Here is a 14411-nt window from a genome sequence, read left to right on the forward strand (position 1 = left end):
CGCGAACTGTTGCGCACCTTGCGGAGCGGCGGGAACCTTCGGACATGACTGAGACTGTGCACACCACCCCCGACACCGCCCGGCAGGCCGATCCCTTCCCGGTCAAGGGAATGGACGCGGTGGTCTTCGCGGTGGGCAACGCCAAGCAGGCGGCGCACTACTACTCGACCGCCTTCGGCATGAAGCTCGTCGCCTACTCCGGACCGGAGAACGGCAGCCGCGAAACCGCGAGTTACGTCCTGACCAACGGCTCCGCCCGCTTCGTCTTCACCTCCGTCATCAAGCCGACCACCGAGTGGGGCACCTTCCTCACGGACCATGTGCACGCCCACGGCGACGGCGTGGTCGACCTGGCCATCGAGGTCCCCGACGCCCGCGCGGCCTACGCGTACGCCGTCGAGCACGGCGCGCGGGGCATCACCGAACCGCACGAGGTCAAGGACGACCACGGCACGGTCGTCCTGGCCGCCATCGCCACGTACGGCAAGACCCGGCACACGCTGGTCGAGCGCGGCGGCTACGACGGGCCGTACCTCCCCGGCTACGCGGCCGCGGACCCGATCGTCGAGCCGCCCGCCAAGCGCACGTTCCAGGCCGTCGACCACTGCGTCGGCAACGTCGAGCTCGGCCGGATGAACGAGTGGGTGACCTTCTACAACACGGTCATGGGCTTCACCAACATGAAGGAGTTCGTCGGCGACGACATCGCCACCGAGTACTCCGCCCTGATGTCGAAGGTCGTCGCCGACGGCACGCTCAAGGTCAAGTTCCCCATCAACGAGCCGGCGGTCGCGAAGAAGAAGTCGCAGATCGACGAGTACCTGGAGTTCTACGGCGGCGCGGGCGTCCAGCACATCGCGCTCGCCACGAACGACATCGTCGCGTCCGTGCGGGCGATGCGGGCGGCCGGCGTGCAGTTCCTCGACACCCCCGACTCGTACTACGAGACGCTGGGGGAGTGGGCGGGCGAGACCCGCGTGCCCGTGGAGACGCTGCGCGAGCTGAAGATCCTCGTCGACCGTGACGAGGACGGCTATCTGCTGCAGATCTTCACCAAGCCGGTCCAGGACCGCCCGACGGTCTTCTTCGAGATGATCGAGCGGCACGGCTCGATGGGCTTCGGCAAGGGGAACTTCAAGGCCCTGTTCGAGGCGATCGAGCGCGAGCAGGACAAGCGCGGCAACCTGTAGCCGCCGCGGCCTGTGGCCCGCAGCGACCTGTAGGCACAGCGAAGGGGCCCTTCTCCCGGTGTCGATCCGGTAGAAGGGCCCCTTCAGCATGCGGTCACGGGGTCGCCGTGGGCTTCGCGCGCGGAGCCGCCGGAGCCGGGGCAGCAGCCGACTGCGAGGACGGGGCGGAGGACGGGGCGGAGGACGCAGCGGAGGAAGGGGCCGAAGCCGGGGCGGAGGCCTGGGCGGACGCGGCAGCCGAAGGCTCTGGCGCGGCGGACGGCGCCGGCGCCGGGGCCGGGGCCGGCGGCAGCACGGACGCCGGGCCGCCCGCCGGGGGCTCGCCCAGTGCCTCCAGGGCCTCCTGCGCCAGCGGTGCGGCCAGCGGCGAGAAGTCGGGGTTCGTACGGATGGCCTCCTCCAGGTGCCCACGGGCCGGGCCGTCCTGGCCGAGGGCGCTCTCGATCACGCCCAGGTGGTAGCTGTACGAGGCGTTCCGTACGCCCGTGTCCACCGCACGCTCCGCGTACTGCACGGCCTCCTCGCTCTGCCCCGCACGGTGCATCGACCAGGCCAGGGTGTCCGACACCGCCGCGCTGCGGCGCTGCGCCGCCCATTCGGTGCGCATCAGCTCGACCGCTGCCTCCGGGTCGCCGTGGTCGGCCTCGAAGCGGGCCTCGGTCAGGGACTCGTCGACCCCGGCCGTCCTCGCCCGCGTCAGGAGGTCGCGGAGCGCGGTGTACTGACTGCGGGCGTCGCCGTCCAGGCCGAGCGATTCGTACAGCTCACCCAGTTCGAGTACGTACGCGGGGCGGGGCAGCTTCTTCGTCACCGTCCGGTAGGCATCCAGCGCCTCGTCCGTGCGGTCCAGGGCGGCCAGGGCGCGCGCCCGGCCCGCGAGGGAGGCGAGGTGACCCGGGTCGGTGCGCAGGGCGGCGTCGTACTGCGCGAGTGCCTCCGCGGGTTCCCCGCGCTCCGCGGCGAGGGTTCCCAGCCGGTGCAGGGCCGCCGCCTTCTCGGCGGGGGTGCCGGCATGGTCCGCGGCCTCCTGGGCGCCGGCCAGCGCGTCCTCGCGCCAGCCCTGGTTGCGGTACATCTCGGACGTCCTGGCCAGGGCGGGGGTGCCCTTGCGCAGGGTGGCGAACTTCTCCGTCGCCTTGGCCGCCGCCGCGTACTGGCCGAGGCCGTTGTAGGCGTCGATCAGCACCGGGTACGCCGTCCACCCCTTCGGCTGCCGCGCACGGACCGTCTCCCCCCACTTCTTCCCCGCCATGAAGTCGTTCCGCGCGTTGGCGAGCGCCCCGAGCCCCACCCAGGCCTGAAGGTTCCCGCGTTCACCCGGCTGTGCGGCCAGCGAACGCTGGAGGGCCTGTTCGGCCCGTGTGTAGTACGCCGCGTCCGCCGACCTGAGCCCCCGCTCGACGTAGGCCGACCCGAGCACCGCCCACGACGGGGCGTCAGCCGGGTGGGTCTCCACCCACTTCTGCCGGTCGGAGATGAGGGCCTTGAGGTCGGACAGCGACGCGGGGGCCCCTGCCGCCGTCGCGGCCTCGGCCCGTGCCACGGGCCCCGGTGCGGGTGCCGCGGTCTCCTTGCCGTCGTCCGGTACGGCGATCACCGCGCCGGCCACGAGCACGGCTGCCGCCATCGCACCGAACGCCGACCTGCGCAGGGTGGTGCGCATCGGCGTGGGAGGCGGCGGGACGGACGTCGCACCCTGGGGCGGCAGGGTGGAGGGGGGCGGCTCCGGATTCTGCTGCGGCTTGGCATCCATGGCCATCACTCTGCGTCAGTACGAAGATCGCATCGCGTTCCGCGAAGGGTGACGCAGACGGGTTCACACCATTGGCCCCGGGTGTCACGCTCGGATCATGGACGCTCTCCAGAGACGACTGCGCGAAGGTCTTCCGGCCGAGTCACTGATCACGGACCCGGACATCACCGCTTCGTACGCCCATGACATGGCGAGCTTCTGCGACGCGGGCACCCCCGCCGTCGTGGTGCTGCCGCGCACGGTCGAGGAGGTCCAGCACGTCATGAGGACCGCCACCGCCCTGCGGATCCCCGTCGTCCCCCAGGGCGCGAGGACCGGACTCTCGGGCGCGGCCAACGCCTCCGACGGCTGCATCGTCCTCTCCATGGTGAGGATGGACCGGATCCTGGAGATCAGCCCGGTCGACCGGATCGCGGTCGTCGAGCCGGGGGTCGTCAACGCCACACTGTCCCGCGCCGTCAACGAGCACGGCCTCTACTACCCGCCGGACCCGTCGAGCTGGGAGATGTGCACGATCGGCGGAAACATCGGCACCGCTTCCGGCGGACTGTGCTGTGTGAAGTACGGGGTCACCGCCGAATACGTCCTGGGCCTCGACGTCGTCCTGGCCGACGGGCGGTTGCTCAGCACCGGACGGCGCACCGCGAAGGGCGTCGCCGGATACGACCTCACCCGGCTCTTCGTCGGCTCGGAGGGCAGCCTCGGCATCGTCGTCAAGGCCGTACTCGCGCTGCGGCCCCAGCCGCCGCGGCAGCTCGTGCTCGCCGCCGAATTCGCCTCCGCGGCGGCGGCCTGCGACGCGGTGTGCCGGATCATGGAGCGAGGACACACTCCGTCACTCCTCGAACTGATGGACCGTACGACGGTGCGTGCCGTCAACGCGATGGCCTCCATGGGCCTCCCGGAGGCCACCGAGGCGCTGCTGCTCTGCGCCTTCGACACGCCCGACCCGACGGCCGACCTCGCCGCCGTCGGGGAGCTGTGCAGGGCGGCCGGGGCCACCGAGGTCGTGCCCGCCGACGACGCGGCCGAGTCCGAACTGCTGTTGCAGGCACGCCGGCTGTCCCTCACCGCTCTGGAGGCCGTCAAGTCCGCCACGATGATCGACGACGTGTGCGTGCCGCGCTCGCGGCTCGGCGCGATGATCGAGGGGACCGCCGCGATCGCGGAGAAGTTCGGGCTGACCATCGGGGTCTGTGCCCACGCGGGCGACGGCAACACCCACCCCGTCGTCTGCTTCGACCACACCGATGCCGACGAGTCGCGCAGGGCCCGCGAATCCTTCGACGAGATCATGGCGCTCGGCCTCGAACTGGGCGGCACCATCACCGGTGAGCACGGGGTCGGAGTGCTGAAGAAGGAGTGGCTCGCCCGCGAACTGGGTGAGGTGGGCGTCGAGTTGCAGCGTGGCATCAGGGCCGCCTTCGACCCGCTCGGGCTGCTCAACCCCGGCAAGCTGTTCTGACGCCCGTGCTCCACCGCTCAGGACTCACCCTCCTGCGGCTCGTCCGGTGACTGGGACCAGGGGTCGCCCAGCCACAGGTCGTCGGCGGGCAGCGGGGTGAGCAGCTCGGCCAGGGCCCCGTCCAGGCCGAGCAACGCGCTCTCCGTCCCGGGCGGCACGACGCGCAGGGTGCGCTCCACCCAGGCGGCCACCGCGGCCGACGGCATCTCCAGGAGGGCGTTGCCGTCGGGCGAGGTGAGCGCGACACAGATGACGCCCCTGTCCTCGACCCTGGTCGGCCAGATCCGTACGTCCCCGTGCCCGCACGGCCGGAACACGCCCTCCACCAGCAGTTCACGGGCGAACGTCCAGTGCACGGGCGCCTCGGAACCGATGTGGAAGGTGATGTGCACGGCGTACGGGTCATCGGTGAAGTAGGACAGCCGTGCGGGTACGGGGACGGACCGCTCGGGCGACAGGACCAGCTTCACTTCCAGCTCGCGTTCCACGGCGTTCTGCATGAGGGTGCACGACCTTCCGATGCTCGTAGGGCCCGGTCCCATGACCGGTCCGCACAAGGAGAGAGCGCCCTCCCCGACGTCTATGACGCGACTTCCCAGAAAAACTTCTCGGGGCCCTGAAAGTGGTCCAAACGGCAGGACAGGCCCAGGGGTGCTCGGTGGTCTGATAGATGTGGACTCTTGTATTGAGGAATCGAAGAGATACGGGACCACGGTGATGAGCGCCCCAACCCCGGCACCCGGTGACGAAAGCCCCCGCGAGGGGTATTACCCCGACCCGTCCATCCCCGGATACGTCCGGTACTGGAACGGCGCTTCGTGGGTCCCTGGCACCAGCCGGCCCGCGCCCCAGCAGGGCGAGACGACTCCCGCGGCACCGCCGGCCGACGCGGCCCCGCAGCGGCCGGCCCCGGTGGACGAGACCGGGCCGATGTACCTCGACGAGGTGGACGAGGCCGAGGGGACGCAGACGTCCGGCGGGCCGGGCGCCGGTGAGGTGGACGTCGCCCCCAGCAGGCCGAGGCCCGCGTCCGCCTGGCAGGCCGACACCTCCAGGCAGACCGGCTTCGGGGGCGAACGTGACCACCGGGTCTCGTGGGGCGGCCAGGACCCGCGTACACCCGAGGCACCCGCGCCCGGAAGCACGCCGCCCGCGACACCGGCCGCGTTCACCCCGCCCGCGTCCACGCAGGCTGCGTCTACCCCGGCCGCTTCCGCTCCGGCCCCGGCTGACGGCGCTCCGGCCGAGCGCGCGCCCGTCGACCCCAGGCAGTCCGCTGCCCAGGACCCGGCGCGCGGTGCCCTGCCCGGGATGCGGGACGGCAACGACGAGGTGAGTGACGGTACCGTCGCCATCCGCGTCGACCGGCCCGGCAGCAAGCCCGGCAACCCGGGCGGCTCCGGTGACGCGGGCAGCCGCCCGCCGACCGACGGCACGGTCACGATCCGCGCGGTGGGCCCGGGAGGGCGGCCCCCGCATCCGCGCCAGGAGGGCCCGGCCGCTGCCGACGGCACGATGGCGATGCGCGCGGTGCCGCCCGGCGGTACTGCCCAGCCAGGTACCGCACGGCCCGGTGCTGCCCAGTCCGGCGCCGGTCAGCCCGGCAACGTACGGCCTGTCAGCCCGCAGTCAGGCGCCCCCGCACCGCTGCCCACCGCCCCGTCGCAGGGGTCGCCGCAGGGCCCGGGTGGCGCCCCCTCGGCCCCCTGGGCCCAGCAGGTCCACCAGCTCGCCCAGCCCGAGCAGGCGGCCCGCCCGCAGCAGCAGCGGCCCCCGCAGCAGAGCCCGGTGCCCGCGCAGCAGCAGGGGGCGGGCCCCGAGCAGCAGCAGCCCGTCGTGCCCTGGAAGCCCCCGGTCGACGACCCCTTCCAGCAGCTCGCCCGGTCCCAGGCATCGGCCAGGCCCGCCGGGCTCGGCAAGCGGCTGGCCGCCCGGCTGCTCGACACGGTCGTCCTCGGCGCGCTCGTCGGCGCGGTCGGCTTCCCGCTGGTCACCCGGGCGACGGACCACATGGACGAGAAGATCGACGCGGCGAAGCTGTCCGGAGAGACGGTCACCGTCTGGCTCCTGGACTCCACCACGGCCGGGCTGTTCGGCGGGGTGATCGCCGCCTTCCTGGTGCTCGGTTTCCTCATCGAGGCCCTGCCCACCGCCAAGTGGGGCCGCACGCTGGGCAAGAAGCTGTGCGGCATCGAGGTACGGGACATCGAGTCGCACGACGCCCCGACCCTGGGGGCCGCGCTGCGCCGCTGGCTGGTGTACGGGGTGCTGGGCCTGGTGGTCGTCGGGGTGTTCAACGTGCTCTGGTGTCTGGTCGACCGCCCGTGGCGCCAGTGCTGGCACGACAAGGCGGCCCGCACCTTCGTCGCGGGCTGAGAGGCGCGGGCGGCTCACGGCCCGTGCGGCCCACGGCACGATCGACCGGCACAGGCGCGGGGCCCCTTCGTACGCCCGTGTGCTGACGGTCCGTCCCCCGAAGGGACCTGAGCCGTTGCGGGCCCTTCCGGGCCGGGGTGCACTGCCCCCATGAGTAACGAACCACCGCCCCCGCCGCCCGACGACGACCCCTTCTCGAAGCGGCCGCCGCAGGGGCCTCCACCTTCGCAGGGCGGTTCGCCCTACGGCAGCGGGCCGCCGCCTCCGCCCCCGCCGCAGGATCCGTACGGTGGCGGTGGCCCCTACGGTGGCGCGGACCCGCTGGCCGGCATGCCGCCGCTCGCCGAACCCGGCAAGCGGATCCTGGCGCGGTTGATCGACTTCCTCATCATCTCGATCCCGCTGTACCTGATCTCGCTGCCCTTCGGCGGTGCGGTCGACGTCTCGTCGGACGACGGCAACGACGACTTCGGCAACGCCATCGGCAACACCTACAACGGCCATCAGCTGGTGTGGTCGCTGATCGGCCTGGTCGTCTACGTCGCCTACGACACGTACTTCACCCACAAGGACGGCAGGACGCTCGGCAAGCGGCTGCTGAAGATGCGCGTGGCGATGCTCAACGACGGCTCGGTCCCCGACACGAGCTCCTCACTGATGCGGGCCGTCGTGCTCTGGCTCCCCGCGCTGCTGTGCTGCCCGTGTCTGTGGTGGCTCATCAACATCGTGCTGATGTTCACGGACAAGCCCTACCGGCAGGCCCTTCAGGACAAGGCGGGCAAGACCGTGGTCGTCAACGTCAGGTGAGCGGCGCGCGTTCAGCGGTGCAGCGAGTGCTCGCCGACGCGCTCGCGCCGGGCGGCGGTGGCGATCTCGATGTCCTCGATCGTGCGGAGGGTGCGGGCGTCGGTGGGCGGTGCCGTCGGCCTCGTGACCGCCCTCGTGCGCGTCGGCAGGGCGACGGCCACCAGCAGGCCGAGCGCCAGGGCCGCGGTGCCGACCCCAGCGACACCGATGCCCGATTCCGTACGGAACAGCAGCAGCAGCGCGAGGGCGGAGAAGACGACGGTGGCCGAACCGTAGGAGAACTGTGCGGCAGTCGGACGCGGCATGACGGTATCCGTCCTCGGGGTGTCGGATGGGGAAGTCTCTCAACACGTTCGCACTGTCAATCGACTCTACGACGGTGGATGCCCGTGAGGAGCGGGTAGTAAGCGTGACCTAACGCACGGTGCCGGTGCACAGGGGGCGCACGGAGTCACGCCGTGGCCGGCATGCGTGCCCGACGCGCCTGTGGGCGGCGTCCGGATAACGGAAGAGGTCGCCCGCATAGTGCACTTGGTGTGAGCAAGTCAAGATCTGTCTTTTCTCTCATAACTCCGATCGAATGTCGTCACTTGTGACGCGTTTACCGCGCGCGGCCCGCACTTCACCCCCTGGCCGCGACCGCGAACGCCGGGGAGGACTGCATCACGTGACCACTCAGAGACGGGCGCTGCGCGCCACCGCCGTGGCGGTGTGCCTGGCCGCAACCGCGGCGACGGCATCCGCCTTCGCCACCGCGCAGGCGGATGACAGGACGTCAGGATCGGACACCTCCGTCGTCGACCGGCGGGATCCCGCACCGGTCAAGGCGCAGGAGCACGACCTGGAAGGGCCCTTCAGCAAGGAGCAGGACGCCCAGCGCCAGGCCGCGCTGGAGCAGGTCCTGTCCGGCGACAAGAAGGTGACCGCCCAGGGCGGCTCCAAGGTCGTCAAACTCGGCAGGAGCAAGTACGTCGAGCTCGGCCGGGAGAAGACCGACAAGATCTTCACCATCCTCGTGGAGTTCGGCGACCAGGTCGACGACACCACGATGTACGACCCCGACGGCGACGGCCCGGAGCCGCCCGTCGCGAAGTACGGCGGCACGCCCGGCCCGCAGCACAACGAGATAGCCGAGCCCGACCCGGCGAAGGACAACAGCACCGCCTGGCAGGCCGACTACAACCAGGCACACTTCCAGGACCTCTACTTCGGTGAGGGCAAGGACAGTGAGGGCAAGGCCAAGGAATCGCTGAAGACGTACTACGAGAAGACGTCCTCCGGGCGTTACTCCGTCGACGGCGAGGTCTCGGACTGGGTCAAGGTCCCGTACAACGAAGCCCGTTACGGCTCCAACTACTGCGGATCCACCAACTGCGCCAACGTCTGGGACGCCGTCCGCGACGGCGTCGAGGCCTGGGTCACCGACCAGAAGGCCAAGGGCCGCACCCCGGACGAGATCAAGGCCGACCTCGCGCAGTACGACCAGTGGGACCGGTACGACTACGACAACGACGGCGACTTCAACGAGCCCGACGGCTACATCGACCACTTCCAGCTGGTCCACGCCGGCGAGGACGAGTCCGCGGGCGGCGGCGTCGAGGGAACGGACGCCATCTGGGCGCACCGCTGGTACGCCTACGGCACCGACGCCGGTGCGACGGGCCCCGAGGGCAACAAGGCCGGCGGCGCCGAGATCGGCGACACGGGCATCTGGGTCGGCGACTACACCGCGCAGCCCGAGAACGGTGGCCTGGGCGTCTTCGCCCACGAGTACGGCCACGACCTCGGCCTCCCGGACCTCTACGACACCTCCGGCGGCGGCGAGAACTCGGTCGGCTTCTGGTCCCTGATGTCGGCGGGCTCCTGGCTCGGCACCGGCGACGGCCAGATAGGCAACCTCCCGGGCGACATGACCGCCTGGGACAAGCTCCAGCTCGGCTGGCTCGACTACGACACGGCCAAGGCCGCCACGAAGTCGACCCACAAGCTGGGGGTCTCGGAGTACAACACCAAGGACAAGCAGGCGCTGGTCGTCGAACTGCCGGAGAAGGCCGTCACCACGACGGTCACCGCGCCCGCCGAGGGCTCCAAGCAGTGGTGGAGCGACATGGGTGACGACCTGTCGAACACCCTGACGCGGCCGGTCGACCTGTCCGGCACGTCCTCCGCCTCGCTCGACCTGTCCGGCTGGTACGACATCGAGGCCGACTACGACTTCCTCTACACCGAGGTGTCCGAGGACGGCGGCACCAGCTGGACCGCGCTCGACGGCACGGCCGACGGCAAGGCCATCCCGCGCGACGCCAGCGGCAAGCCGGCGCTGACCGATGTCTCCGGGGCGTACACGAAGCTCTCGTTCCCGCTGGACGCCTACGCGGGCAAGAAGGTCGACCTCCGCTTCCGCTACCAGACGGACGGCGGCGCGGGCGGCAAGGGCTTCGCCGCCGACGCCATCACCGTCACCGCCGACGGCGCCGTGCTCTTCACGGACGACGCCGAGGGCGACGACAACGGCTGGACCGCCAAGGGCTTCTCGCGGATCGGCGAGTCGTTCACCAACGACTACCCGCAGTACTACATCGCCGAGAACCGCCAGTACGTCTCGTACGACAAGACCCTCGAGGTCGGGCCGTACAACTTCGGCTTCTCCACCACCCGTCCCGACTGGGTCGAGCACTACGCGTACCAGAACGGCCTGATGGTGTGGCTCTGGGACACCTCGCAGAAGGACAACAACACCTCGGTCCACCCCGGCCAGGGTCTGATCCTCCCGGTGGACTCCCACGCCAAGCCGCTGAAGTGGGCGGACGGCACGGTCCTGCGCAACAAGATCCAGCCGTTCGACGCACCCTTCAGCTGGTACCCGAACAAGGGCTTCACGCTGCACGACGCGGATGTCCCGCTGAAGATCAAGCCGTCGCTCGGCGTCCCGGTCTTCGACGACCGCAAGGGCACGTACTGGTACGAGGAAAACCCGACAGGAAGTGTCAAGGTTTCTGACACCAACACCAAGATCTCCATCGTGAACGAGCCGCTCAGCGGCTCGACGATCACCCTGAAGGTCGGTCCGTCGGGCAAGTAGTCGGCGAACCCGCAGGTCAAAGCATGATCGGCCGTTGCCCCCTGGCGGGCAGCGGCCGATCGTGTTTAGGTGCGTCCTACCGGATCCTTATTGACACGAAGTCTTACGGGGGAGCGCGAAGCATGGCAGGCGGAGGTTTCTGCAGGTTGCCCAACGGCACTGTGGTGGTGGCACTGGCCCTGAACGGCCCGGTCGGCGGATCCGGCCCAGGAGAGCCCGTACGGGTGCTCGTGCACGCCGCGAACCGGGCGCGCGCCCTGACCAGGCTGCGCAATCTCGGGCTGCGGGCGGTCTACCTCAGGGGCAACGCCCACCCGCCCACCCCGGACGAGATCACGGCGGTCCTGCACCACCCGGACGGGCTGCTCTGGCGCGCGGCGCCGCAGACGGACCAGGAGCTCTGGCACCCCATACGGGCGCTGCTCGGGTCCTCCGGTTACGCGGGACCGGCCCGCCCGGCCGCCTGAGCGCCCGGCCGGGAGCCCGGGGGCCTTCCCGGGCCCTCAGACGACCGGCTTGCCGGACAGCTCCACACCTGCGGTCCGCAGCTCCTCCAGGGCCCGTTCCGTGGTCGCACCGGAGACGCCCGCGGTCAGGTCCAGCAGCACGTGCGTGACGAAGCCCTCGCGGGCGGCGTCCAGGGCGGTGGCCCGCACACAGTGGTCCGTGGCGATCCCCACGATGTCGACCGTGGTCACGGAGCGGGTCCGCAGCCACTCGGCGAGCCCGGTGCCGTTCTCGTCGGTGCCCTCGAAGCCGCTGTACGCCGCGGCGTACGCCCCCTTGTCGAAGACGCTGTCGATGGCGCCTGAGGCCACCGCGGGGGCGAAATTCGGGTGGAAGCCCACGCCCTCCGTGCCCGCGACGCAGTGCGGCGGCCAGGAGTGCTCGAAGTCGGGGGCCACGGAGAAGTGGTCCCCGGGGTCGACGTGGTGGTCCCGGGTGGCCACCACATGGCGGTAGCCGGGCTGGGCCTGAGCGATCAGGTCGGTGATGGCGGCGGCGACATCGGCGCCGCCCGCCACCGCGAGGCTGCCGCCCTCGCAGAAGTCGTTCTGAACGTCAACGACGATCAAGGCGCGATGCATGACGGTTGTCCTTCGGTGGGGGTCGGGCGGGTTCCGCGGGCCGGCGGGGCGGGGGTGCCACCGAGCCTAGAGACTCGGCGCACCCTGCGGGAGGGGGTGCACACCTCGGCTCTCCTTCTCCGGCGCGCCCGGGCGGGCGGCTGCCGGCTCCGGACGCACCCGGCCGGGCTGTCCTGCGTGTACCCCGTCGTCGTCATACGTACTCCGTGGGCAGCACCGGCTCCCCCCGGGACAGCTGCATCGCCGACATGGGCAGCCCCGACCTGGCGGCGATGTGCCGCTCCCGCGCGGCCTCCAGCGGCTCCCGGCCGACGACCTCGCCGCCCCTGACCAGCTCCACCAGCATCTGCCGGTCGGCCAGCTCCGCCGGAACCTCCCCGCTGCCGATCACCTCGGCCTCGGCCACCCCGGCCGCGTCCAGCCGGCGCGCGGCCCACTTGCGGCCGCCCCTCGACGACTTCGCGCCCAGCGACTTCTTCGCCACCGGCAGCAGCGGGTCGGCCGGATCGGCCGACCGCGCACGCGCCACCAGCTTGTAGACCATGGAGCACGTCGGCTGCCCGCTCCCGGTGACCAGCTGCGTGCCCACCCCGTAGCTGTCGACCGGCGCCGCGGCCAGCGAGGCGATGGCGTACTCGTCCAGGTCGGACGTCACCACGATCTTCGTCCCCGTGGCGCCCAGCTCGTCCAGCTGCTGGCGGACGCGGTGCGCCACGAGCAGCAGGTCGCCCGAGTCGATGCGTACGGCACCCAGCTCGGGCCCGGCGATCTCCACCGCCGTACGGACGGCCTCGGTCACGTCGTAGGTGTCGACGAGCAGCGAGGTGCCGCGCCCCAGCGAGTCCACCTGCGCCCGGAAGGCGTCCTTCTCGCTGTCGTGCAGGAGGGTGAAGGCGTGCGCGCTCGTCCCGACGGTCGGGATGTTGTAGCGGAAGCCCGCCGCCAGGTCCGATGTGGTGTGGAAGCCGCCGATGTACGCGGCGCGGGCCGACGCCACCGCCGACAGCTCGTGCGTACGTCGCGCGCCCATCTCGATCAGCCTGCGGCCGCCCGCCGCGGCCGACATCCGGGACGCGGCGGCGGCGATGGCCGAGTCGTGGTTCAGGATCGACAGGATCACGGTCTCCAGCAGCACGCACTCGGCGAAGGAGCCCTCGACCCGCAGGAGCGGCGAGCCGGGGAAGTACACCTCGCCCTCCGGATAGCCCCAGATGTCGCCGCTGAACCGGTAGTCGGCGAGCCAGTCGACGGTACGGGCGTCCACGACGTGCTGGTCGCGGAGGAAGGTGAGCATCTCGTCGTCGAAGTGGAAGTTCTCCACCGCGTCCAGCACCCGCCCGGTGCCCGCGACGACGCCGTAGCGCCGCCCCTCGGGCAGTCTGCGGGTGAAGGCCTCGAACACGGAGTGCCGGTCCGCGGTACCGGCCTTCAGTGCGGCCTGCACCATCGTGAGCTCGTACTGGTCGGTGAAGAGTGCGGTCGACGGCACACCGACCCGTCGCCCAAGGTCCGCTGAGTTCATGACGAGGATGCTACTCCCTATTCGTCAAAGTGACGAGATGGGGCATCCGTTTATGCGCGGACCCCCCTCTGGTGGCAGCATGGGGTAGGTGAGCGTTGCTTCCCCCGTAGAGATCGAACGTCCCGAATCGGCCGAGGAGACCTTCGCTGTCCCTGAGCCCGACGTCCCCTGGGTGACGCTGGTCCACAACGACCCGGTCAACCTCATGAGCTACGTGACGTATGTCTTCCAGGCCTACTTCGGCTACTCCAAGGACAAGGCGCACAAGCTGATGCTCGATGTCCACCAGAAGGGCCGCGCGGTCGTGTCCAGCGGCAGCCGCGAGGAGATGGAGCGCGACGTCCAGGCCATGCACGGCTACGGGCTCTGGGCCACGCTGACCCAGGATCGCAACTGACCCGACCGCTGCCCTCCGTCCGACCGTCATCGGACGTCCGAACCGTCATCGGAGAATTCATGGCCGGCCATTTCGAGGCCACCCCAGGCGGCGGCGCGTCCGTCGCGCTCGACGAGGTCGAGATCGCCATCCTGCGCTCCCTCGCCGTACAGCTGCTCGAACTCATCGGCCCCGGCGACGAGCCGGTCGAGGGCGAGGACCCGCTCGCCGCCCTCTTCGCCGAGGGCCCGAGCGAGCCGCCGTCCGACCCCGCACTCGCCCGGCTCTTCCCCGAGGCGTACGGGGACGAGGACAAGGAGCTGCGCGAGGCGTCCGCGGAGTTCCGCCGCTTCACCGAGAAGGACCTGCGTACCCGCAAGCGCGAGGACGGCCTCGTCGTCGTGCGGACGCTGGACGCGCTCTCGCCCGTGACGGACGGCGGCGCGGTACTCGCCCTCACCCCTGAGGAGAGTCAGCACTGGCTGCGTTCGCTCAACGACCTCCGGCTCACGATCGGCACCCGTCTGGAGGTGTCCGACGAGGACGAGGGCCAGGACGGCTCGCTCTACCAGCTCCCCGACAGCGATCCGCGCAAGCCGATGGTGATGGCCTATCTCTGGCTCGGCGCGCTTCAGGAAACCCTCATCGAAACGCTGATGCCCGACTGAGTGCACGGCTCGCTCAACGGACGCTCAAATCCGAATAACGATCCCGTCACCCGTACGGCTCTCTTTGCAGCGCCTGGAAACGCT

The 14411-nt window shown here is 70.9% G+C and carries 13 protein-coding genes; 8 read left to right on the top strand and 5 right to left on the bottom strand.

Annotation, left to right across the window (positions count from 1 at the left end; all coding sequences use genetic code 11):
• Window positions 1-44: 44 nt before the first annotated feature.
• Window positions 45-1190 carry a 4-hydroxyphenylpyruvate dioxygenase gene (gene hppD, locus OG623_RS21825; protein WP_406148577.1) on the top strand — a complete coding sequence of 382 codons (1146 nt, stop codon included), beginning with the start codon at window positions 45-47 and terminating at the stop codon, window positions 1188-1190.
• Between the two features lie 94 nt (window positions 1191-1284).
• On the opposite strand, the gene OG623_RS21830 is transcribed toward hppD, so the two are convergent.
• On the bottom strand, window positions 1285-2943 hold the full coding sequence (locus OG623_RS21830) for a tetratricopeptide repeat protein (RefSeq protein WP_406148578.1): 1659 nt from the start codon (window positions 2941-2943) through the stop codon (window positions 1285-1287).
• 97 nt (window positions 2944-3040) lie between these two features.
• On the opposite strand from OG623_RS21830, the gene OG623_RS21835 reads away from it, so the two are divergent.
• On the top strand, window positions 3041-4408 hold the full coding sequence (locus OG623_RS21835) for an FAD-binding oxidoreductase (protein ID WP_406148579.1): 1368 nt from the start codon (window positions 3041-3043) through the stop codon (window positions 4406-4408).
• Between the two features lie 17 nt (window positions 4409-4425).
• On the opposite strand, the gene OG623_RS21840 is transcribed toward OG623_RS21835, so the two are convergent.
• Entirely contained in the window at window positions 4426-4908 is a 483-nt protein-coding gene (locus OG623_RS21840) for an SsgA family sporulation/cell division regulator (protein WP_406148581.1), read from the bottom strand.
• A gap of 217 nt (window positions 4909-5125) precedes the next feature.
• Between OG623_RS21840 and OG623_RS21845 the strand changes: the two genes are divergently transcribed.
• Both OG623_RS21845 and OG623_RS21850 read left to right on the top strand, forming a co-directional pair.
• Window positions 5126-6784 (top strand): RDD family protein, encoded by a 1659-nt coding sequence (locus OG623_RS21845; RefSeq protein WP_406148582.1) that lies wholly within the window; start codon window positions 5126-5128, stop codon window positions 6782-6784.
• 150 nt (window positions 6785-6934) lie between these two features.
• Window positions 6935-7591, top strand: coding sequence for an RDD family protein (locus OG623_RS21850; protein ID WP_406148584.1), 657 nt, complete (start codon window positions 6935-6937; stop codon window positions 7589-7591).
• A gap of 11 nt (window positions 7592-7602) precedes the next feature.
• Here the strand turns inward: OG623_RS21850 and OG623_RS21855 are convergent, their stop codons facing one another.
• Window positions 7603-7896 (bottom strand): hypothetical protein, encoded by a 294-nt coding sequence (locus OG623_RS21855; RefSeq protein WP_406148585.1) that lies wholly within the window; start codon window positions 7894-7896, stop codon window positions 7603-7605.
• A gap of 362 nt (window positions 7897-8258) precedes the next feature.
• On the opposite strand from OG623_RS21855, the gene OG623_RS21860 reads away from it, so the two are divergent.
• The gene (locus tag OG623_RS21860) at window positions 8259-10673 is read left to right on the top strand and encodes an immune inhibitor A domain-containing protein (RefSeq protein ID WP_406148587.1); all 2415 of its coding nucleotides are present in this window, start codon (window positions 8259-8261) and stop codon (window positions 10671-10673) included.
• A 122-nt stretch (window positions 10674-10795) separates the two neighbouring features.
• Window positions 10796-11140, top strand: a complete 345-nt coding sequence (locus OG623_RS21865; protein WP_406148589.1) for a hypothetical protein — start codon at window positions 10796-10798, stop codon at window positions 11138-11140.
• Window positions 11141-11176: 36 nt separating this feature from the next.
• Here OG623_RS21865 and OG623_RS21870 read toward each other — a convergent pair whose 3' ends face one another.
• Window positions 11177-11761: an isochorismatase family protein gene (locus tag OG623_RS21870; protein WP_406148591.1), complete on the bottom strand. Its 585-nt coding sequence runs from the start codon at window positions 11759-11761 to the stop codon at window positions 11177-11179.
• 193 nt (window positions 11762-11954) lie between these two features.
• Window positions 11955-13283 carry a nicotinate phosphoribosyltransferase gene (locus OG623_RS21875; RefSeq protein ID WP_406148593.1) on the bottom strand — a complete coding sequence of 443 codons (1329 nt, stop codon included), beginning with the start codon at window positions 13281-13283 and terminating at the stop codon, window positions 11955-11957.
• A gap of 88 nt (window positions 13284-13371) precedes the next feature.
• Between OG623_RS21875 and clpS the strand changes: the two genes are divergently transcribed.
• Both clpS and OG623_RS21885 read left to right on the top strand, forming a co-directional pair.
• Window positions 13372-13680 carry an ATP-dependent Clp protease adapter ClpS gene (clpS, locus tag OG623_RS21880; RefSeq protein WP_109879765.1) on the top strand — a complete coding sequence of 103 codons (309 nt, stop codon included), beginning with the start codon at window positions 13372-13374 and terminating at the stop codon, window positions 13678-13680.
• Window positions 13681-13739: 59 nt separating this feature from the next.
• Window positions 13740-14327 carry a DUF2017 domain-containing protein gene (locus OG623_RS21885; RefSeq protein ID WP_406148595.1) on the top strand — a complete coding sequence of 196 codons (588 nt, stop codon included), beginning with the start codon at window positions 13740-13742 and terminating at the stop codon, window positions 14325-14327.
• The last annotated feature ends 84 nt before the right edge of the window (window positions 14328-14411 follow it).

Origin of the sequence: Streptomyces sp. NBC_01012 (assembly GCF_045162755.1) — a bacterium.
Taxonomy (GTDB): domain Bacteria; phylum Actinomycetota; class Actinomycetes; order Streptomycetales; family Streptomycetaceae; genus Streptomyces.